The sequence below is a fragment of the Pseudaestuariivita sp. genome (assembly GCF_052825805.1).
Window position 1 is genome coordinate 195,454 of sequence record NZ_JBRBVB010000001.1, and the last position, 19,756, is coordinate 215,209.

21 protein-coding genes are annotated in these 19,756 nt (G+C 61.2%); 10 read left to right on the plus strand and 11 right to left on the minus strand.

Annotated elements, in window-relative coordinates; all coding sequences use genetic code 11:
* Window positions 1-27: 27 nt before the first annotated feature.
* Complete coding sequence (locus tag ACU0B3_RS00995) at window positions 28-1,011, plus strand: quaternary amine ABC transporter ATP-binding protein (protein WP_446258960.1); 984 nt, start codon at window positions 28-30, stop codon at window positions 1,009-1,011.
* A complete protein-coding gene (locus ACU0B3_RS01000) occupies window positions 1,004-3,049 on the plus strand; it encodes an ABC transporter permease (RefSeq protein ID WP_446258937.1) in 2,046 nt (681 codons plus the stop codon). Before ACU0B3_RS00995 ends, ACU0B3_RS01000 begins: the two co-directional genes overlap by 8 nt.
* Window positions 3,050-3,282: 233 nt before the next feature.
* Here ACU0B3_RS01000 and nusG read toward each other — a convergent pair whose 3' ends face one another.
* The 7 genes from nusG to ACU0B3_RS01035 all read right to left on the minus strand — a co-directional run bounded on the left by nusG (window position 3,283) and on the right by ACU0B3_RS01035 (window position 8,823).
* Entirely contained in the window at window positions 3,283-3,816 is a 534-nt protein-coding gene (gene nusG / locus ACU0B3_RS01005) for a transcription termination/antitermination protein NusG (protein ID WP_446258938.1), read from the minus strand.
* Window positions 3,817-3,925: 109 nt separating this feature from the next.
* Window positions 3,926-4,117: a preprotein translocase subunit SecE gene (gene secE / locus ACU0B3_RS01010; protein ID WP_446258939.1), complete on the minus strand. Its 192-nt coding sequence runs from the start codon at window positions 4,115-4,117 to the stop codon at window positions 3,926-3,928.
* 153 nt (window positions 4,118-4,270) lie between these two features.
* Complete coding sequence (locus ACU0B3_RS01015; protein ID WP_446258940.1) at window positions 4,271-4,939, minus strand: hypothetical protein; 669 nt, start codon at window positions 4,937-4,939, stop codon at window positions 4,271-4,273.
* A 93-nt stretch (window positions 4,940-5,032) separates the two neighbouring features.
* Window positions 5,033-6,430, minus strand: a complete 1,398-nt coding sequence (locus tag ACU0B3_RS01020) for a PucC family protein (RefSeq protein WP_446258941.1) — start codon at window positions 6,428-6,430, stop codon at window positions 5,033-5,035.
* A gap of 102 nt (window positions 6,431-6,532) precedes the next feature.
* Window positions 6,533-6,877, minus strand: a complete 345-nt coding sequence (locus ACU0B3_RS01025) for a light-harvesting protein (RefSeq protein ID WP_446258942.1) — start codon at window positions 6,875-6,877, stop codon at window positions 6,533-6,535.
* 12 nt (window positions 6,878-6,889) lie between these two features.
* Window positions 6,890-7,045, minus strand: a complete 156-nt coding sequence (pufB, locus tag ACU0B3_RS01030; RefSeq protein WP_446258943.1) for a light-harvesting antenna LH1, beta subunit — start codon at window positions 7,043-7,045, stop codon at window positions 6,890-6,892.
* A gap of 845 nt (window positions 7,046-7,890) precedes the next feature.
* Entirely contained in the window at window positions 7,891-8,823 is a 933-nt protein-coding gene (locus ACU0B3_RS01035) for a LysR family transcriptional regulator (protein ID WP_446258944.1), read from the minus strand.
* A 100-nt stretch (window positions 8,824-8,923) separates the two neighbouring features.
* On the opposite strand from ACU0B3_RS01035, the gene ACU0B3_RS01040 reads away from it, so the two are divergent.
* The 6 genes from ACU0B3_RS01040 (at window position 8,924) to ACU0B3_RS01065 (ending at window position 14,707) form a co-directional block, all read left to right on the plus strand.
* Window positions 8,924-9,973, plus strand: a complete 1,050-nt coding sequence (locus ACU0B3_RS01040; RefSeq protein ID WP_446258945.1) for an ABC transporter ATP-binding protein — start codon at window positions 8,924-8,926, stop codon at window positions 9,971-9,973.
* Window positions 9,974-10,052: 79 nt separating this feature from the next.
* Entirely contained in the window at window positions 10,053-11,306 is a 1,254-nt protein-coding gene (locus ACU0B3_RS01045) for an ABC transporter substrate-binding protein (RefSeq protein WP_446258946.1), read from the plus strand.
* 82 nt (window positions 11,307-11,388) lie between these two features.
* Window positions 11,389-12,420: a carbohydrate ABC transporter permease gene (locus ACU0B3_RS01050; RefSeq protein WP_446258947.1), complete on the plus strand. Its 1,032-nt coding sequence runs from the start codon at window positions 11,389-11,391 to the stop codon at window positions 12,418-12,420.
* A gap of 1 nt (window position 12,421) precedes the next feature.
* Window positions 12,422-13,303, plus strand: a complete 882-nt coding sequence (locus ACU0B3_RS01055) for a carbohydrate ABC transporter permease (RefSeq protein ID WP_446258948.1) — start codon at window positions 12,422-12,424, stop codon at window positions 13,301-13,303.
* Entirely contained in the window at window positions 13,300-13,635 is a 336-nt protein-coding gene (locus ACU0B3_RS01060) for a hypothetical protein (protein ID WP_446258949.1), read from the plus strand. Before ACU0B3_RS01055 ends, ACU0B3_RS01060 begins: the two co-directional genes overlap by 4 nt.
* A gap of 73 nt (window positions 13,636-13,708) precedes the next feature.
* Window positions 13,709-14,707: an ester cyclase gene (locus ACU0B3_RS01065; RefSeq protein WP_446258961.1), complete on the plus strand. Its 999-nt coding sequence runs from the start codon at window positions 13,709-13,711 to the stop codon at window positions 14,705-14,707.
* A 201-nt stretch (window positions 14,708-14,908) separates the two neighbouring features.
* Here ACU0B3_RS01065 and ACU0B3_RS01070 read toward each other — a convergent pair whose 3' ends face one another.
* The 3 genes from ACU0B3_RS01070 to ACU0B3_RS01080 are packed head-to-tail and all read right to left on the minus strand — an operon-like array spanning window position 14,909 to window position 17,937.
* On the minus strand, window positions 14,909-16,093 hold the full coding sequence (locus tag ACU0B3_RS01070) for a Gfo/Idh/MocA family protein (RefSeq protein WP_446258950.1): 1,185 nt from the start codon (window positions 16,091-16,093) through the stop codon (window positions 14,909-14,911).
* Between the two features lie 3 nt (window positions 16,094-16,096).
* Window positions 16,097-16,756 carry a hypothetical protein gene (locus ACU0B3_RS01075; protein WP_446258951.1) on the minus strand — a complete coding sequence of 220 codons (660 nt, stop codon included), beginning with the start codon at window positions 16,754-16,756 and terminating at the stop codon, window positions 16,097-16,099.
* Entirely contained in the window at window positions 16,753-17,937 is a 1,185-nt protein-coding gene (locus tag ACU0B3_RS01080) for a Gfo/Idh/MocA family protein (RefSeq protein ID WP_446258952.1), read from the minus strand. Before ACU0B3_RS01080 ends, ACU0B3_RS01075 begins: the two co-directional genes overlap by 4 nt.
* A 597-nt stretch (window positions 17,938-18,534) precedes the next feature.
* Here ACU0B3_RS01080 and ACU0B3_RS01085 point away from each other — a divergent pair.
* Both ACU0B3_RS01085 and ACU0B3_RS01090 read left to right on the plus strand, forming a co-directional pair.
* Window positions 18,535-18,798: a hypothetical protein gene (locus tag ACU0B3_RS01085; protein WP_446258953.1), complete on the plus strand. Its 264-nt coding sequence runs from the start codon at window positions 18,535-18,537 to the stop codon at window positions 18,796-18,798.
* A 388-nt stretch (window positions 18,799-19,186) separates the two neighbouring features.
* On the plus strand, window positions 19,187-19,621 hold the full coding sequence (locus ACU0B3_RS01090; protein ID WP_446258954.1) for a ParB/Srx family N-terminal domain-containing protein: 435 nt from the start codon (window positions 19,187-19,189) through the stop codon (window positions 19,619-19,621).
* Between the two features lie 15 nt (window positions 19,622-19,636).
* Here the strand turns inward: ACU0B3_RS01090 and ACU0B3_RS01095 are convergent.
* A partial coding sequence (locus ACU0B3_RS01095) for an IS3 family transposase (protein ID WP_446258962.1) occupies window positions 19,637-19,756 on the minus strand: 120 nt, incomplete at its 5' end.

The following is a 19,756-nucleotide window of genomic DNA, read 5'->3' on the forward strand; positions in this document are numbered from 1 at the left end:
GCCGCCATCTCGGCGCGCGATCTGTGGATGGTCTTTGGAGAGGGCGCCGCGCGCGCCCTTTCTGCCACCTCGGGGGACGCCGCCAGCCGCTGCGCTGACTTGCGCGCACAGGGCTTGATACCGGGCGTCGGAGGCGTGTCGTTCGACGTCAAACCCGGCGAGCTCTTTGTCATCATGGGCCTCTCGGGGTCCGGCAAATCGACGCTGATCCGGTGCCTGTCGCGCCTGTCGGAGCCGACAGCCGGACAAATCCACCTTGAGGGGGAAGACATCCTCAAGGCGTCCAAGGCGCGCATGACCGAGCTGCGCCGCGACAAGCTGGGCATGGTTTTCCAGCACTTCGGCCTTTTTCCGCATATGAGCGTGGCCGAGAACGTCGCCTTTCCGCTCAAGATGCAGGGCGCCTCCAAACCCGAGCGTCTGGCGCGCGCTGCCGAAGTCCTCAGGATGGTAGACCTCGAGGGGCGCGACGACGCCTATCCGCGTCAGCTCTCGGGCGGTCAACGCCAGCGCGTCGGCATCGCCCGCTCGCTCGCGGTCAACCCCGACATCTGGTTTCTCGACGAGCCGTTCTCCGCGCTCGACCCGCTCATTCGCCGCCAGCTGCAGGATACGTTTCTGAACATCCAGGCCAAGCTGCAAAAGACCATCGTCTTTATCACCCACGACATCGCCGAGGCGCTGAAGCTGGCCGACCGCATCGCGATCATGCGCGACGGGCAGATCGTGCAGATCGGCACCCCGACCGAGATCGTGCTGACCCCCGCCGACGATTATGTGCGCGAGTTCTCAAGAGACGTCGCACGCGGCCAGCACGCGCGGGTCGAGACGATCATGCAGCCCGCACAAGGCGCTTCGGGCGAGGCGATCCGCACCGACATGACGCTCGATGAGGCGCTGGGGGTCTGTTGCCGCGGCTTTGACCCGGTGCCGGTGCAAAACAGCGCCGGAGAGATCATCGGCCAGGTCCATCCGCGCGATCTGGCGGCGGCGCTGCGCCCGGATGCCTGACAGGTCTGACCTCCTGCCCCGGACCGACCGCGCCCGCGCGGCGTGGCTGGTGCTGCTGGTTGCCGCCGTCTGCATCCTTGCCGAGCCCTTTGCGCCATGGCTTATCTCCTGGCCAACCGCCCTGACGTTGCCGCTGACCGACTGGGTCGGGACCGGGGCGGAAGCAGTTCTGAACTTCATCAAGCCCGCCGCGCGCGGGGTGAGCTGGCTTCTGGATTTCCCGATGTCCTGGCTTCAGACGCTGCTGAGCGCCCTGCCCTGGCCGATGGTGATCGGCGCGGTTGCGGCGCTTGGCTGGCATCTGGGCGGCTGGCGGCTCGCCGCGCTTGGCGCGCTTGGCCTCGGGTTCGTCGTCGCCTCCGGCTACTGGAGCGAGGGGATGAACACGCTTGCGCTGGTCTTTGTCTCCGTCCCGCTGGCGCTCGCATTAGGGCTGGCGATTGGCCTCGCGGCTTACGAGCTGCCTCGGCTCAAGGCGCCGATCCAGGCAACGCTCGATGCTATGCAGACCGTGCCGACCTTTGCCTACCTCACGCCGCTGCTCCTGCTCTTTGGCTTTGGCCCCGTGGTCGGCCTGATCGCCTCGGCGATCTACGCTGCGCCGCCGATGGCGCGCAACGTGCTGCTCGCGCTCGAACGGATCGACCCGGAGATCAAGGAGGCCGCGATCATGTCCGGCGGCACGCGGCGGCAGCAGCTGTTCCAGGTCGAGCTGCCGGCGGGCCTGCGTCAGATCATGGTGGGCGTGAACCAGAGCCTTATGGCCGCGCTCTCGATGGTCATCATCGCAGCCGTGATCGGCGGGTTCGACGACATCGGGTGGGAGGTCCTCTTGACCATGCGCAAGGCGCTCTTTGGTCAGGCGTTCCTCGCGGGACTGGTGGTGGTTATCTTTGCCGTCATCATCGACCGCTACAGCGGCACGCTCACGTCCGAACCGGCGCGGCACGACCCGCGGGTGGCCTACACCTTGCTGGTGCTCGGCGCGGTGGGAGCCGTGGTGTTCTGGAACGCGGACCCGTCGCAATACACGCTCTTCGACACCTCGGCGGAGGCTGTCGACAGTGCAGTGAGCGCGTTCACGGCCAGCTACGGCACGACGCTCGACACCGTAAAGAACACGGCGATGTTCTACGGCCTCCTGCCGCTCAGGATCGGGCTCGACCAGGCGGTGCTGCCGTTCACCTGGGGTTTTGTCTGGACGGCTGCGATGAGCTGGACGCTATATGCCGCGGCGCTTGGACTTGCAGGCCTCCTGTGGTGGTCGGGGCGTGGCGGTATGGCCCTGGCGGTTGTTCTGGGCGGTTTGGTGCTGGAGACTGGTATCGCCAATCTGCCTTGGCCGCTTGTCCTTGTCGGGATCGGCGCGGCCACGTTCACGGCGGTTGGCGGGCGATTCACCCTCGTTGCCTTGCTCTTGGTGCTGTCGATCTTTGTCGCGGGCCTCGGAGAGCGCGCCTTGCTCTCGCTCTATCTGTGCAGTGCCGCCGTTGTGGCCTGTGCGCTGCTCGGCGGTCTGCTTGGGTGGCTCGGAGCGGTCAGCACGGTCGCGTGGACCATCCTGCGCCCGGTCTGCGACATGCTGCAGACGATCCCCCTTTTCGTGTTCCTGATCCCGGTGCTGATGTTCTTTCAGATCGGAGAGTTCTCTGCTTTTCTGGCGATCATCGCTTACGCCATCGTGCCGATGATCCGCTACACGCGCGAGGGGCTGACGCAGACGCCGTCCGAGTTGCTCGATGCCGCTGTCGCGTCAGGCGCGACCCCGTGGCAGACGATGCGCGACGTGCGCGCGCCCTACGCCATTCCGACGATCCTTCTGGGGCTCAACCAGACGATCCTTTACGCCTTTGCGATGCTGGTGATCGCGGCGCTGATCGGGACGACAGGGCTCGGCCAGTCGATCTATCTGGCGCTGGGTCAAGCGGATGTGGGACTGGGTCTGTCTGCGGGGGCGGCCATGGCGATCCTCGCCTTTGTCGCAGATAGGATCGTGCAGGGGCTCGCGCGGGCGCGGAAAGAGGCGCTGGGGCTTTAGAGGCTGGGGCCTTGGATCGCCTCTTGAGAGCGCGAAATTTGACCCTGCTAAATTTCGCTTAGACCAAAGTGCCCGCCTGACAGGCACTGTCAGGCCGCGCCGACCCGCCCCCGTCAAACCGAAGGTTTGCCTTCGGCAAAACCGGCGGCGCAATGCGCCACCCCTCGGGCCGGCGCGTGCACATCGCTTTCTTCAGGACTGGACTTAGGTGCCTCCGTGGGGAAAGGCGCAACTTAACCCTGCTTGGTCACTTGCGTGAATTCGAGCTCGACGGGCGTTTCGCGGCCAAAGATCGACACGGTGACCTTGAGGCGCTGGTTGTCGTCGTCGACCTCCTCGACCATGCCGTCGAAGTCCTCGAACGGGCCGTCGTTGACCTTGACCTTTTCGCCGATCTCGAAGGAGATCATCAGCTTCGGCGCTTCCTCACCCTCTTGCACACGGCCGAGGATTTGCTGCACTTCGGCGTCGCGCATCGGCATCGGGCGGCCCTGCGGGCCAAGAAAGCCGGTAACCCGGTCGATGGAATTGATCAGGTGATAGCCCTGATCGGACATCTCCATGCGCACCAGCACGTAGCCGGGCATGAAGCGCCGCTCGGCGGTGACTTTCTTGCCGCGGCGGATCTCGATGACCTCTTCGGTCGGGACCAGCACCTCTTCGATGTCCTCCTCGAGCCCCTGCTCCACGACCGAGGTGCGAATCTTCTCGGCGATCTTCTTTTCGAAGTTCGACAGGACGCTGACCGAATACCACCGCTTTGCCATGCCGCTTGCCCTTTCTGCGTGCGCCAGAAACACAAAGGCGCGCCAGGTTTCCCCTGCGCGCCGTTTCCCAGCCTGTTACCCCGCGCCGCAGCGCGGATCAAGCAGGAACCTAATTGAACATGCTCAGCACCGCCTGCAGGCCGCTGCGGATGCCGAGGTCCACAAGTCCGAAGAAGAGCGCGCAGAGCGCCGCCATGATGAACACCATGACGGTGGTCAAAAGTACCTCGCGCCGGGTCGGCCAAACGACCTTGGAGACCTCGGAGCGGACTTGCTGAATGAACTGAAGCGGATTGGCCATGCCGCGCGTTTCCCTCTTTGCACCCGAGGCACATACGCGCCCGGGCGGGGTGGTTCAAGAGCCGCCGTGCTGCCTCAGTCTGGCGGGTTTGCCTCGAGGCCACGACAAAGGGCGGCGAGAGTGTCGCCGCCCTTTTTGCAGCTGCGGTTCAGCTCAGCTGACGTTCGGTTTGGTGATCGTGCCCTGGATGGTCTTGTCGCCGGGGATGGACGACACCTTGTAGCTGAGAAGCGGGATGCCGAGCGCGTTCGAGAAGGGGTGCCCGCCGCCCTCGATCACCGAGTGCTTGCTTGAGCGGATGATCTTCTTGCCAGGGAAGTTGTTGCCGCCCTTGGAGCTGGCGGACGTCTTTTTCTTGCGCTTGCTGAGCATGCGCATCCCGAACTTGGCCGATTGCAGGCCCTTGCGCTGCGACCAGCCGGGGCGGGCCATGTCCGAGGACAGCATCAGCGGGTGATCCTTGAGGATCGACGTGCTGTTAAAGAGGTCGTGGTCCGCCGTCTCCGCGATGTACTGGTCCTCGCTCGCAAGTCCCACGTCCAGAGAGGAGGTGCCGTCCACGATGCCCATGGCGCGGCGCGCGATGCCGATCGGGTTGAACGGCGCGCGCACGACGACCAGCCGCCGGGAGCCGCTCAGGTGGTCGTTGTAGGCGTCCGCCTTGTCGTCCGCGACGCGGGCCGCGGCCATCTCGGCGCGCGCGGTGTCGCTCGGCGCGATGACGTCCATGTCGGCCTGGCGCACACCTGCGTCGCTCAGGCTCGCCGCCACCTGGTCGGCGCTCGCGGTGTCGGGGTAAAGGCGCGTGATGATCGTGGTCATGATCCCTCCTTAAGGTGCTGCGGCCGGTCACCTGACGGCCGGTATAGTTGCACAAGCTGCGGGCAGACGTGGCACCCTGCCTCCCGAACCGTGCTATTTGACATAAGCCGCCCGCGCCTGTCGTCCAGCACCGCGCCGCAGGGGATGAAGCACCGCCACAGCCACCGCGAGACACAGCATCTCAGCAGCAAAGACGGGAACGTATGGAACGTGCGCGGCGGTCTCGCCGGGCAACGCCAGAATGAGATCACGCGCGATGCCGCCCGACGCCACGGCGAGGCCGGCAGCGGTCGCTTGCACTGCGCCCCATGCTCCGAGCGCAAGGCCGATCTGGCCGCGCGGGGCGGCGCGCATCGTCGCCGTCAGGGTGCCGTGGCCAAAGAGCCCGGCGCCGATGCCGGCGGCAAAGACTGCCGCGGTAAAGGCCCAGACCGAGCCGGGGCCCACCGACAGCGTGATCGCGCCGAACGCCGGCACGCCGATCGCAGCGCCGATCCAGGCCATGCGTACCGGGCACCCGCCGCGGCTGAGGTACCGGCTGGCAAACGCAAATCCGCCAAGCGTGCCAAGCGCGAGCACCGCCGTCAGGCGCGTCGTCTCCGCCACGCTCATGGCGAGCACCTGCCCGCCGTAGGGCTCCAGCAGGACATCGGCCATGGCAAAGCCGAAGGTGCCAAGCCCGATCACCGTCAAAAGCCGCGTTGCGCCGCTGGCGCGCATCAGCCTGGCCCAGGCCTGGCCAAAGGGCTCGACCGGCGGGGGGCGCATCGCGCGTTCGCGGTTGCGCGCCTCCTGCTTCCACAGGGCCGCGCCGTTGAGCGCGATGGTCACCACGGCGGCGCCCTGGATCACCTGGATCAGCCGCGCGGGCGAATACTCCTCGAGCAGCGCGCCGAACACAAAGGCGGCGCCGATCATGCCGACCAGCAGCATCACATACATCAGGCCGACGACGTTCGGCTGGTCTTCCTCGCGCACGAGGTCGGTGGCGAGCGCCAGCCCGACGGTCTGCACCATGTGCACGCCCGCGCCCACCAGGAGGAATGCCAAGGCGGCGGAAGCGTAGCCAATCCAGCGCGGCGCCTCGGCCGCCTCGCCAAAGCCCGACAGGACAAGCAGCGCAAACGGCATGATGGCAAAGCCGCCGAATTGCAGCATCGTGCCTTTCCAGATGTAGGGGATGCGGCGCAGCCCGAGCGCGGAGCGGTGTCCGTCGCTGCGATGGCCGATCAACGCGCGGAACGGGGCAAAGAGGAGCGGCAGCGCCAGCATCACCGCAACGATGGTCGCCGGCACATTCAGCTCGACGATCATCACGCGGTTGAGCGTGCCTACCAGGAGCACCAGCGCCATGCCGACGGTGACCTGAAAGAGCGACAGCCGCAACAGCCGGCTGAGGGGGACCTCGGCGGAGGCAGCTTCGGCAAAGGGCAACCATTCTGGGCGGATCCGCGCCAGATTGGAAACCAGGAATGCACGCAAGCTGAACATCGATCGCCGCTTAGGTCAGAATGAGGTCTTTGTCCGAGGGATGCGCGCGCCGCGCGGGAGACCGGCGGCGCGCACAGGTATCTTGCAACGGATCGCGGTCCGTCAGAGCTCCGGCAGCGCCGGCGTGTAGCTCGTCTTGGACACCTCGTCGATCACCACACGTGCGGTGGATCCGTCCGGGAGCACCACGAGCATCGGCTCGGCGCTGTTGCCGGGGATGACAGGCGCTATGAAGGCGACCTTGGCCGTCTCTTCTTTGTCGCTGCCAAGGCCGGGAACCAGGAACGCGCTGTCCGTCTGCTCTTTGCCCATGTGGTAGTTTTCAACGATGTCGGTCGTGCTGACCACGGCAAGGTGCACCGCGAACGAGCTGACGGCGACGGCGCCGAGGAAAATCGGGATACCCACGGTCGGGTTCACGACAAGCCACAGTTTCGAATTGTTCATCGTGGGCCTCCGTTATCCGAGCCAGGGCGTGGAAACCGCCACCAGGATGTGTGCGAGAAGCGCAATTGCGCCAAAGACCCGGGTGCCGTCGATGATGTAGCTGTGGACTTCCTCAGCTTCTTTGATCGTCAAGCCGGTGGGCCATACTTTATCGGGATCGTCGGACATGTATGTCCCTCCGTCATCCAATAGGTTGCAACAGGACCAGGGACAGCACCCCGAACCGATGGAAACCCGCCTGGCGACTCTCTGGCAGAGAGGACGGACAGGTGACACTATGTCCTGTATAGATGACAGTTTCAATGTCTATTTTGCTTTACACACTTATCATGAGTGCGCGAAGTGCCTTGCAGCCACAGCACTTTCAGGTCGCGCGAGCGGGCCTCGATAAGGCACAAGCACATGGTCATTAACCAATTGTCGATGAAGGTGGCAGGGGTGGCAGTCTGCAGCGATCCTGTCTCAGTGGAAATTCCCTGTTTTGGGCCGATTTACAGGGAAATTCCGGGGCTTCTGGACTTCTTAAGCGTATGGGCGTGGAATTTCCGTTGTTTAAACAATGGCATGCGTAGAATTTCCCTAAACATCCAAGAAGGGAATTTGGCGTCAGTTGCAGGGAAAACCAAGACTCAAATGATCCAAGAATGCGTCGCCTGGAGTCCACCTTAGGGATCCGACTTGATCATAAGCCGTAGAGGCCATCCGTTCATCGTGCAGATAAGGCCGGGAAAGAGCCCGAACTTACCTAATGCTGCGCTTCGAGATGTTGGGCAAAGGGCGGAAAGCAGACCTTCGCGGCAGGTGCGACACGATCGGATGAATTTGCGAAAGCGGACCTTTTGCGTGTTCGAACGCTTCGACGCGGGGAAGCCGGACGTACGCCTACTGCGTCCAATGCATGAGGTTACCTCAGTCCATCATTTCACGTGTCATATGTTAGAGGATTTCCACAACGAGCCGGCTCGGTGTTTTCGAATTTAGCTTGGGCACATTTGGGGTCAGTTTTGGATTTCTCAGTTGGTTTCGGTCGCAACGGCGGCTTGATCCCTGACGACGGACCGCAGTTTTTCTAGCAGCCAGATATGCAGCGGATTGGTGGCGTCGCGCCTGTGGCGGACGGCGTGAATTCCAAAGGCTCCCCCTTGAATGGGCAGGGGGCTGTGGGTGATGTTGAACCGGCCTGCGTTGTTGGCCGCGATCCGGCTGGGCAATGTCACAACCAAATCGGTATTTTCAACGATAGACAAAGCCGCGAACAAGGATGGCACAACGGTCTGGATGTTCCTTTTTAGGCCCTGCAGATGCAGAGCGTGGTCAACGAGGTTTCTGTTCGCGCCATAAGGAGAGACAAGAAGGTGGTGAGCCTCGGCCACCTGGCCCAACGTCAGCGATTGCGCAAAGATCGGATGGTCGCGACGGCCAGCCAGCACGTAGTGCTCGGAATGCAGGCTTTCAGACACAAACGAGGCATCACTGTTCAGCGGAAAGTCGAAATACCCAATGCCAAGGTCGATCTGCCCTTGATCTAACGCCTCAAGCGCGTCGCGATTTTGCAATGGGAAGGCATGGACGTTTATGTTGGGGCTGGCCGTGCGCAATTGGGCCACCAGTTCGGGGATCACACCCGTGAGTTCAAAGTCAAACGCGCCAATCCTCAGATCCGTTGCCGCAGAACTCGGATCGAACTCTTCCAAGCCTTCGAGGGTCTCGGTCAGCAATCGGACAATGCGTCGGACCTTCGGTTCCAGTTCATGGGCAAGAGCCGTCGGCTCAAGGCCATGTGCCCGCCGCAGGAACAGCGGGTCCCCATAAAGATTGCGAAGGCGCTTCAAAGCGTGGCTGACGGCCGGTTGCGTCAAACCCATTTCGCGCGCAACAGCCGTCGCCTGCCGCTGCCTCATGGTTTCCAAAAACACCAAAAGGATCGTCGTGTCGATCAGCCTCAAATCAATTTGATTTATATCTCTCATAGATTGATTTCATTATCTGCGATGGCTGGCTCCGTCTAGCGTGATGGGGTGCAGGGACTTGCCGCGTCGGGGGATCATGGCTGAAATCCAGCTTCGCAATGTTGGGAAACGTTGGGGCGACTTTGTCGGCGTGGACAATTTCGATCTGACCATCGCCGACAAGGAATTCCTGGTGCTGCTGGGCCCGTCGGGCTGTGGCAAGACCACGACCATGCGCATGATCGCGGGGCTGGAAGACGCGACCGAGGGCGAGATCATCATCGACGGCCAGGTGGTCAACGACCTTGATGCCAAGAAACGGGATGTGGCGATGGTGTTCCAAAGCTACGCGCTTTACCCCAACAAAAATGTCTACGAAAATATCCGTTTCCCGCTGAAGGTGCGCAAGGTCGACCCGGCCACACATGACGCGCGCGTGCGGCGCGCCAGCGCAATGGTCGAACTGGACGATTTCCTGCACAGGCGACCGGCCGAGCTGTCGGGCGGGCAGCGACAACGGGTTGCGCTGGCCCGCGCCATCGTGCGCGAGCCCAATGTCTTCCTGATGGATGAACCGCTGTCCAACCTTGACGCCAAATTGCGCGTCTCGACCCGCGCGCAGATCAAGAACCTCAGCCACGAGCTGGCCGTCACCACGATTTATGTCACCCATGATCAGGTCGAGGCGATGACGCTGGCCGACCGCGTGGTGATCATGAAACAGGGCGTGGTCCAGCAGGTTGGCACCCCGGTCCAGATCTATGACCGCCCCGCGAACGCGTTTGTTGCCAGCTTTATCGGCAATCCCGCGATGAACCTGATCCAAGGCGAGGTGACAGGCGGCACCTTTCGCGCCGAACGGACAGAGATCGCGGGCCTGGCAGCGCAGGACGGCCCGGTCACGCTGGGCTTCCGGGCCGAAGATGCCCAGGTTGTGGACGGTGAAGGCCAGATGAATGCGCCGATCTACACGATCGAGCTTTTGGGCGATTCCACGATGGTCTCGGTTCGGATTGGCGGTGCGCTGGTGTCGGTCAAGGCCGCAAAGGGGTATCGCGCAGACATCGGGCAACCGGTCTCGATCAGCGTACCGGCCTCGCAATGCCATTTATTCTCAGCAACGACAGGAGATCGCATCCAGGCATGATGCGGCCCAGACCCCGCGCAAGCGGACCATAACCGGGTGCAAGTTTCGAAGGCGCACCCACAATAACAGGGAGAGACCTATGAATATGAAACATCTGGGGTGGGCGGGCGCGATGTCCGTTCTGATGGCAACAGCGTCCTATGCCGACGGCCACGCCGCCTGCGGGCCCGACGGCCAGTCGGTCCGCATCCTCGCCAGCGACTTCCCCGCGATCCACGCTGTCGCAGATGCAGCCGAAGCCGCCTGTGCATCGGGTGCCGCCGAGTTCACCCGCAACCACACAACCGAAGCGCGCCAGATCATGAACGCCGCGCTGACGCCGAACCCGGCGGAATACACCTCGGTCATCGTCGCGAACTCGACGCTGACCCAGTTGATGAACGATGGGCTGGTGCGCCCGCTGAACGATCTGGTCGAAAAATACGGGCAAAACATCCCCGACAACCTGAAAATCGACATCGACGGCAACGTGATGGCGATTGCCTTCATGGCAAACTCGCAGCACCTGTTCTCGCGCACCGACATCCTGGAACAGGCGGGTGTCAGTGGCGTCCCCGGCACGTATGACGAGGTGATCGCGGCGGCCAAGGCGATCCGCGATGCGGGCATCATGGAATACCCCATCGTCATGAACATGAAGACGGGATGGAACGTCGGCGAAAGCTTTAACCTCGCGTTCCTCGCGCATGGCGGCCAGTTCTTCAAACCCGGCACGGCCGAGCCGATGGTCAATGGTGAGGCTGGCGTCGCAGCGCTCAACACCCTGAAAGCACTGGTGGAATACGCCCATCCCGATCACCTGACGCAGGCCTCGAACGAGACACAGGCGCTGTGGGAAGCAGGCGAAGCTGCGCTGGGCATCATGTGGGGCTCGCGCGGTGCCGCCGTGCTGGACGATGAAGGATCAACCGAAGAGGTGACGTCGAACACCGTTCTGTCGGCGGCTCCGTCGGTCGAGCCGGGTGGCGTGCCGGGCGCAACCCTGTGGTGGGACGGTTTCACCATTTCGACCAACGTGTCCGACGCCGAGGCCGAGGCGACCTTTGCCGCGCTGGCCAGCGCGCTGACCCCTGAAATGGTCGCCGCAAACAACGACGACGCCGTCTGGTTGCTCGAAGGCTTCAAGCCCGGCGCCGCTGCCGCAGGCGTTTCGGCCACGGCACAGGGCGGTGCCGCGCCTTATCCGATGCTCCCGCAAATCGGCCTGCTGCACAATGCACTGGGTGCCGAATTGTCGGACTTCCTGCAAGGCAACGAAAGCGCCGAAAAGGCGCTGGCGGATGTCGAAGCGGCGTATGTCACCGCCGCCAAAGAGGCCGGGTTCCTTCAGTAAATACTGAAGGCAACCTGAGTGAGGGGGGCACGCCTTCGAAGGCCCCCCTCACAGTTTTCCGACCTGACCCGGGCCCACCGACATGAAGCATCGCACCTTTGTCTGGTTCATCCTGCCCTCGCTGGCAGCGATGACATTGTTCATCGCGCTGCCGATCGTGTCGGTGTTCATCCAGTCGCTGTTTGTGGGGCACGAACAGGTGCTGGTCGTGTCGAAAAGCTGCGGCCCCTTCGGATGCCAGGAATCGACCGCCGTTGACCTTGAGGCGACGGAGAAATTGCGCGAAGAGGCACCGCTGGGCCGGTTCAACGGGCTGGGAACATATCTGAACCGCTCACATCTGGCCTTTGCCGAAATCGGGGTCGCCTGGGCCGAGACTGACAGTTTTGGCGAGTTCTGGAAGGTCGTGGGTGATTTGCCGTTTTACCGCGCGCTGGCCTTCACGCTGACCTATACCGCGATTGTCACACCTATGGTGATCCTGTTGGGCCTGGCCATTGCCCTTGGCGTCAACGCGCTGCCAAAGCTGCTAAAGGGGCCGTCGATCTTTGTCTCGCTCTTGCCGTTTCTGGTCACCCCGCTGGTCGGCTCGCTGATCCTGTTCTGGATGGTGGATGGCGATGGCGTCATCGGGGCCACGATCCAGGTGCTGTTCAACGACCCGAACCTGAGCCTCAAGGCGTCCGCCACGCTGACATGGACGATGCTGATCGTCTACGGAATCTGGCACACCCTGCCCTTCAGCTTCATCACGTTTTACGCCGGTTTGCAGACGGTGCCAGATGACATCCTGGAAGCCGCCAAGGTCGACGGGGCCAGCAAGTGGGAGCGTACTGTACATGTTGTGGTGCCGCACCTGATGCCGCTGGTGTCCTTTGTCACGCTGATGCTGCTGATGGACAATTTCCGGGTGTTTGAACCCATCGTCAGTTTCTCTGCCGAAGCGCATGCGCGCTCGCTCAGCTGGATCATCTACAACGACCTGCGCGAAAGCGGGAACCCGCTATACGGTTCCGCTGGAGCCACATCTATGCTGACCATCATCGGCGTCGTGATCCTTTTGTCGCCAGTGCTGGTGCGGACCTGGCGCGACTTCAACCGCAAGGCACATTGAGATGGCGACCGCTTCCGAAACCCGTATGACGCCTGCCAAAGCCGTGTCCTTTGCGATGGTCGGTCTATGGCTGTTCATCGCTGCCTTCCCGTTCCTCTGGACCTTTTGGGGCAGCTTCAAGGTGCAGGCTGACTTTTTCTCCAAGGCGGATTGGACCAATGCGCTGTGGGGCACCCAGACGATTGCCGAAACAGGAAGCCCGTTTACCGGGCAGGGCTATTTCGGCGCTTGGGTGATCGAGGAGTTCTGGCAGAACGTCATCAATTCCGGGATCGTCGTGGTGTTCACCGTCATTATATCCCTGACCTTCGGCACCTTGGGCGGCTACGCGCTGGCACGGTCGGGCTTCCGCTACGCATTCTGGCTCCTGATCGCCGCGCTCGTATTCCGCGCCATGCCGCATATCACGCTGGTCTCGGGCTACCTGCTGCCGTTCTTCGAATGGAACATCTGGGGCCACCTGCCCACGACGATCATCGTGCTGGTGGCGATTAACCAGCCCTTTACGCTGTGGATGCTGCATTCGTTCTTTCTGAATATCCCCAAGGACATGGACGAAAGCGCGATGGTGGATGGCTGCACCCGGTTTCAGGCGTTCTGGCACGTCATCGTGCCCGTCATGTGGCCTGGCGTGATCACCACGGGGCTTTTCAGCTTCCTGCTGGCATACAACGACTTCACCGTGACCGCGATGCTGCTAAGCGCCGAGAACGAGACGATGATCCCTGCGATCAACTCGTTCCTTGGCACCACACAGGTTGAGGGCAAAGTGATGTACGCAGTTGCCGCAGTGGTTTCTGCGACGGCCCCGCTGTTTGTGCTGATCCTGTTCTTCCAGCGCCAGATCGTGTCGGGCCTGACAGCGGGAGCGGTGAAAGGATGAGCCGCCACGACGCGCACAAGGCGCGGATCGCGCCGCTGCGCGGGGCATTGCAGGAGCTTTTTGCGCCCGACGCCCGCATCCGCCCCGGCCACCCGTTCAAAGACATGGCTGGTCCCGATGCTTTGTGGGAGGTGGCTTGCGCGCTGCTTCGTCGGGCCATGCCCGACATGGAGCGTCCGGTGTTCATGCGTCACCACAAATACCGGCGCATCAAGGATGGCCTGATCCGGGAGAACTGGGTGATGGCCGATATCCTCGACATCTACCGCCAACTGGGCGTCGATGACCTTGCCCGTATGCAAGACATGACCGGAGGGTCCCGTGCAACTTGATACGCTCTCCCGCGAGCAGGTGACTGACCCGCACACGGCCAACAAGGCCCGCATTGCCCCCCTGCGCGAAGCGATGGCCAGCTTTGATCCTGCTCGCGTCCGCGCGGCCCTTGCGGACCTGCTGACCCCCGATGCCGTGGTCCACATGCCCCATCCCCTTGGTGACTTTACCGGGCCGGAGGCTTTTTATGGCGCCTGCTACGCCCCGCTGCTTGATGCCATGCCGGATCTCGAGCGCCGTGATTGGATCGTGATGGGTGGGCTCACCGAGCACGGAGATAACTGGATCGGATGCGGCGGCCATTACATGGGCACCTTCGTCGGGCCATGGCTCGACATCCCGCCCACCGGCCACCTGACGCATATGCGGTTCCACGAGTTCTACCGCTTCGTGGAAGGCCGCGTGGTCGAAATCCAATCGCTGTGGGACATTCCCGAGGTCATGATGCAGGCCGGTGCCTGGCCCATGGCCCCGTCGCTGGGGCTGGAGTTCTGCATCCCGGGCCCCGCGAGCAATGATGGTATCGTGCCCGGCCCCTGGGATCGCTCGCGCGCCACGCAGTCCTGCAACCAGATCGTCGAGATGTTGCAGTTCATGAAGAAGCATCCCAGCCAGGGCGGCCCCGAAGTGATGGAGATGTCCCGGTTTTGGAGTGACCGGGTAAATTGGTACGGGCCCGCCGGGATCGGCACCGCGCGGGGCATCGCCGGATTCAGAAACTGGCATCAGATCCCGTTCCTCAACGCGATGCCCGATCGCGGTCAATACGTGGACGAAATCACTTACCACTTCTTCGGCGACGGGAACTACGCGGCGGTCACCGGTTGGCCGAACATGATACAGACGGTGACCCACGACGGCTGGATGGGGATCGCGCCCTCGGGCAAGCGGATCACAATGAAATCACTCGACTTCTGGCGCATAGAAGCAGGCAAGATCCGCGAAAACTGGGTGATGGTCGATATCCTCGACGCCTATCGACAACTTGGCGTTGATGTCCTCGCCCGGATGCGCGAGTTCAACAAGGTTCGAGTGCAAGGCCGTCTCCCATTCCCGATCGGCGATATTTGACGGCCACGGCCACGATCGCGGCGAGGACAATACAAATGCACTGAACCTTGTGTTTAGGCGTTGGTCGCGCCGCAAAGGTCACCAAGATCAAACGCCTGTCAATAATCAGCGACAAACCTTACTGTTGGCCGACCTTTGTCCGCATAGCAGGTTGCAAACGCAGCATTGTTTGACCCAGGTCGAAGGTCCGCTTGGGGCCGTTTAAATGTTAACCCAAGTCGCGTCGGATTGGCTGGAGCGTACACAGGCATCGATGAATCGCACGCCGGTCGCGCCGTCTTGGACCAATGGCATGTCGAGCCATGTCACAGGGGTCTCTCGACCATCTGCTCGGGCCGCGACGGCCATCGCAAATTCGGTGTAGAGGTTGCCCCAGGCTTCGATGATACCTTCGGGGAAACCACGCGCGGTGCGCACCAGGCGTTCTGTACGGGATGAGAGCCCGTGTCCGTGACCGCGTGAGAGAACTTGGTCAGGCGCGCCGAAGCGGTTGAACTTCAGACGATCACAGTCTTCCAGGTCCCACTCCAAGCCACCTTCAGAGCCAAAGATGCGCAAGCGCAATCCGCCGCGGTTTCCCGGGGCCAACCGGGTTGCCATCAATGTGCCCGGCACATCGTTCGCATGGCGCGTCCAAGCGAAGAAGGTGTCCTCCAAGGGTTTCGGCGTGCCGCAGACGTGAAAGTCCGCGCGTACCTGCGTCAGAGGCAAATGGCTCACAAAGCTTGCGACGTGGGCAGCATGGGTGCCGATATCGCCTACGCAAGAAGTCTGGCCGGACTTCGCGGGGTCAAGTCGCCATTTGACGTGGGGCGCATCGCCTGAATCCTGAGGCGTCATCCAGTCTTGCATGAACTCGACATGGATTTGGTTGATCTTGCCAATGCCACCTTCAGCCACGATCTCGCGGGCCTGTCGGATCATCGGAAAACAAGACATGACGTAAGACACGCCAAAGACGCAGCCGGCCTGTTTGGCCAGCATGACAAGCGCGTCCGCCTCTTCGACCTCATTCACCAGCGGCTTGTCGCAGAGCACATTGATGCCCGCCTCAAGAAAGGCCTTGGCAGCGGTAAAGTGGACATGGTTGGGCGTGGTGATCATGACGGCGTCGACACCGTCCGGTCTGGCGGCCTCTGCTTGTGCCATCTCTCCGAACGATGGGTAGCACCTCTCTTCGGGCAAATGCCATTCGGTGGCGGCGGCCTTGGCGCGGGTTGGATCGGAAGAAAAAGCACCCGCGGCGATCTCCCACCGGTCGGTCATCCGTGCAGCGGTGGCTTGCATGCCGGATATTCGACCACCGCCGACTACGCCTAGCCGCAAGCGGCGCGCCAAGCGGGGAAACGGGCCATCGAAGTCAAATGTCTCAGGAAGCAAAGGCATGACTTAAAGCTCCGGTGGTGTTGCGCCTTCAGGCAGCATTTCGACGGCCATGAAGACAGAAGGTGTGATGGTCTCGAATTGGTGCCAAGGATAGTTGCCGTCCGCATCGTACATCGGTCGATGCGTTGTACCGGGCGCCATAGGTTCTTCGAGATAGAGCGTTTCGATGTCCCGTTTCCGGCATTGCTGCATTTTGCCAAAGCCAATGATCTGCGTGTGGACCTCTCGGAAACCCGGCACCGGGCAGAAGGCATGGTCTTTATGAAGCCCAACATTCAATGGCACGGAAGCAGAGTGATACAGCGTGAAGCCGAACTGTCCGACCCAGACTTTTGGTGACATATAGTGTTCGATGCCACGCAAGCGTTCCTCGCCACGCACCTCGAAGGCCGAGGGCCAGGCTTTGCGAATTTCAGCCATCAGTAATTCACCATCGGCATGGTCTGCATACCTCTCAACGATGACGGCATGGGAGACATCGCGCACTTCGGTGCCCTGCAGCACGGCCGATTGCAATTCGCCCAAGGTTTGTTCCCGCACGCGGATGGGATCGTCGGACAGGTTCAACACGATTGTTTTGCCTTTGATCTGGTAAGCCGCCTCTTCCTTCAAAATGCGCAGAGTGAAGAACGGGTCCCCAATGCTAAGCGTTTCGATACTCATGTCGGCACCTCCCAGTTCACGTTCAGCCCGGTCTCGGATGTCTCTGGCAGCATCGCCGGACGAGCGCATGTGCTTTGAATGTCTACGAACCGGCCCAGACAAGGGCTGTCGAGCATCCCTTGCATAACTTCGCACAGATGAAAGCCTAACGCTCCGCTGGCCCGAGGCTCTCGGTTGTCTTTCGCAGCGGCAGCAAGCTCGGCCAACCCGGCGCCGCGTGCATCAAAGTTGAGCCCATGGGTGTTCTCGGCAACTTCCCAGTTCTCGGGCGCAACAGGACGGGGGCGCATGGTCCACCGTGATGTCGCACGCGTGCGCAGCCAAACCTCGCCCTGAAAAATGTTGGCCCCATCGCCAGGATCGGGGTCGGGAATGCAAATCGTGCCTTCGGTTCCGTAAATTTCCAGCCGTGGCGTTTCGCTTTCCCAAACGTCGAAGCTGACCATCATTTGACCGAGAACACCGCTTTCGAATTCGATTAGACTTAAGCAATGGGTGTCGACCTCGACAGGCATCATCTCTCCGTGGCGAGGCCCATTTTCGATCATCCGTTCGGGAAATGTCTTTCGGGACATGCCAGCGACACGTGCAATTGGACCAAGGCAAAACACCATTGCGGCAAGATAGTAGGGACCCAGGTCCAGAAGCGGGCCGCCGCCTTTCGCATAGTAGAAGTCGGGGTTTGGATGATGCCGCTCAACCCCATGCGTTGGCACAAAGGCCGCAACACCCGTGGGCGCGCCGATCGCGTTCTGGTCCAGAAGCTTGCGAACGGTCTGCCACCGCCCGCCAAAGAACGTATCCGGCGCACAACCAACGCAAAGCCCCTTAGACCGCGCAAGGTCCAAAATCCGACGTCCGTCGCTCAGCTCTGTCACAAAGGGCTTTTCCGAATAGACATGTTTGCCCGCCTCAAGCGCAGCCAGGCTAATCCTGGCATGTGCCGCCGGGATCGTCAGATTGAGTATGGCGTCAATTTCAGGGTCGGCCAGGATCTGGTCCGGCTCCGCAACCATTGGCACCTTAAACTCCGTAGCCTTCGCGCGGCTTTCCTCCCGATTCAAACTGCCGCAGGCGACGATCTCGAGTCCGTCAAACTTGCTACAATTTTCAAGGTAGATATTGCTGATACGGCCTGTTCCGATTAGGCCGACCCGGAAAGATTTCGAGCCATCACTCATGCGCGCCCGTCATAAAAGTTGTAGTCGCCTACGTTTTTGAGCTTTTGGCAAAGAAAAGGGAAGTCGGTTTCGGCGCGCAGGGAACTTTGACGAGACCAGCCCTCGTCTCTGATCCGAACGTCTGGAATGCGGGCTGCAGTCGCAGCATGTTTACTGATGGGTGGAAGGCAGCCTAGGGCCCATTGTCCGGTTCGCAGTTTGCGCTTTGAATGTCTGCAAGCCCGAGCTTAACGCTTAGATTTCAGAGCTGCACTGTAGGGCGGTTACGTCTGCAAATGCCGTTAAAAATTACGGTTAGCTCAAGAAACCTTGATTTCTAGTCATTAGCTATCCGAAGTTTGGTTTCTTAAGAACTGATGCGGCCTTTTCCGAGGCACTTAGTGCGCTCATTTTTAATATGAATAGTATCATACCTCCAAACCCTGACAGATTTGCGCAAGAAAACTTGTACTGCGAACAGGGATATCCCACTTTTCACGCAATCGAGGTTTTCGGACAAAACGGCGCCGTCGAGGGCAAGGTGTTAGTATGGGTAGAGAGAAAAACGAAGACGTCGCGGGAAGACCCACCGATGGAGGCCCCGTACGTTTGCAAGCCATGAAATGGACCCAAACGAGGGCTTTCTTTGATAAGTGTAGAAAAGCTCTCGCAGAACAAACCGTCCTCAGTCGCGACAGCATTGATCTGGCATTCGACTCAGACTTCGAAGTCGATTTTGAGGCCGCGCCCAGAAGGTTGTGGGCCTATTGGCGCGAAGAAACCAAGGCTTGGGAGGAGATTGCCGCACACTTGGGAAAAGCGGTTGAAGAAATTAAGAAGCTGAGCCCGCCTGCCAAAGCCGCCAGTCAACACGTGATTTAAGGGCTCGAAGAGCGCCATACTGGCGCGAAAGCGGCCGCAGATACCGCGCGCCGCTTTGCAGACCTTTGCTCTGCCAGCCACGGCAACCCGCAGGCAGACGTTGTGGCCCGCGCTGTTGCACGTGCATTTGCAATCGACGAGCTGGAGGTCACGTTCGGGCGTGTGCCAGACTCCACGGAGCCCTCAACAGATTTTGGTCGGACGGTTCAGGCTGCGATGGGCATCTTCCGACCGGAGGGCAACAAGGGCCAGATCGCGGATTGGAATGCTCCGGCCAAGAACGCTTGGGACTAAGTGAAAGTTAACCCGCAGAAATAATCGACCTTCGATTTTGACGGCAGGTGTGCGGTTCAGCGACATGGGAGCGGTTTAAAGAGAGGCGAACCGCATGCCCCATTCCAACACTTTGGCTCCGCTTGATCTGATCCATCTCCCCCCTTCTCGGGTTGTACCGGACCCGAATACCGCGCGGGAATACTCGCCTGGTAAGATGCGCAGGATGCGCGCGTCGATCCGCGAGTTCGGATTGCTGCAGCCCATCCTAATCGATGAAGATGATGTGATGATTGCCGGGAATGCCCGGCTGGCGGCAGCACTGGACCTCGGGATGCCCGAGGTGCCTTGTGTACGTATCTTGCATCTCAGCCCTCCCGAGGGTCGGGCCTACGCCATTGCCGACAACAAGATTGCCGAGCTTGGGACCTGGAATGAAGCCAAACTTGGAGAAGAGCTGCGCTTTCTGGCCGAGCAGGAATTGTCCTTCGACCTTGAGGTCCTTGGCTTTGAGACCGCCGAACTGGACTTCATTATATTGGGCGACTGACGTGCCCCTAGTTTTCTAGACACCTGCCTTTTCGAGTTTGAGCTGTCTTTCTTCGAAGTCAACGGGCGACAGCATGCCGTTGTTTGTGTGCTTGCGCTTGGTGTTATAGAACGGCTCAATGTATTCAAACACATC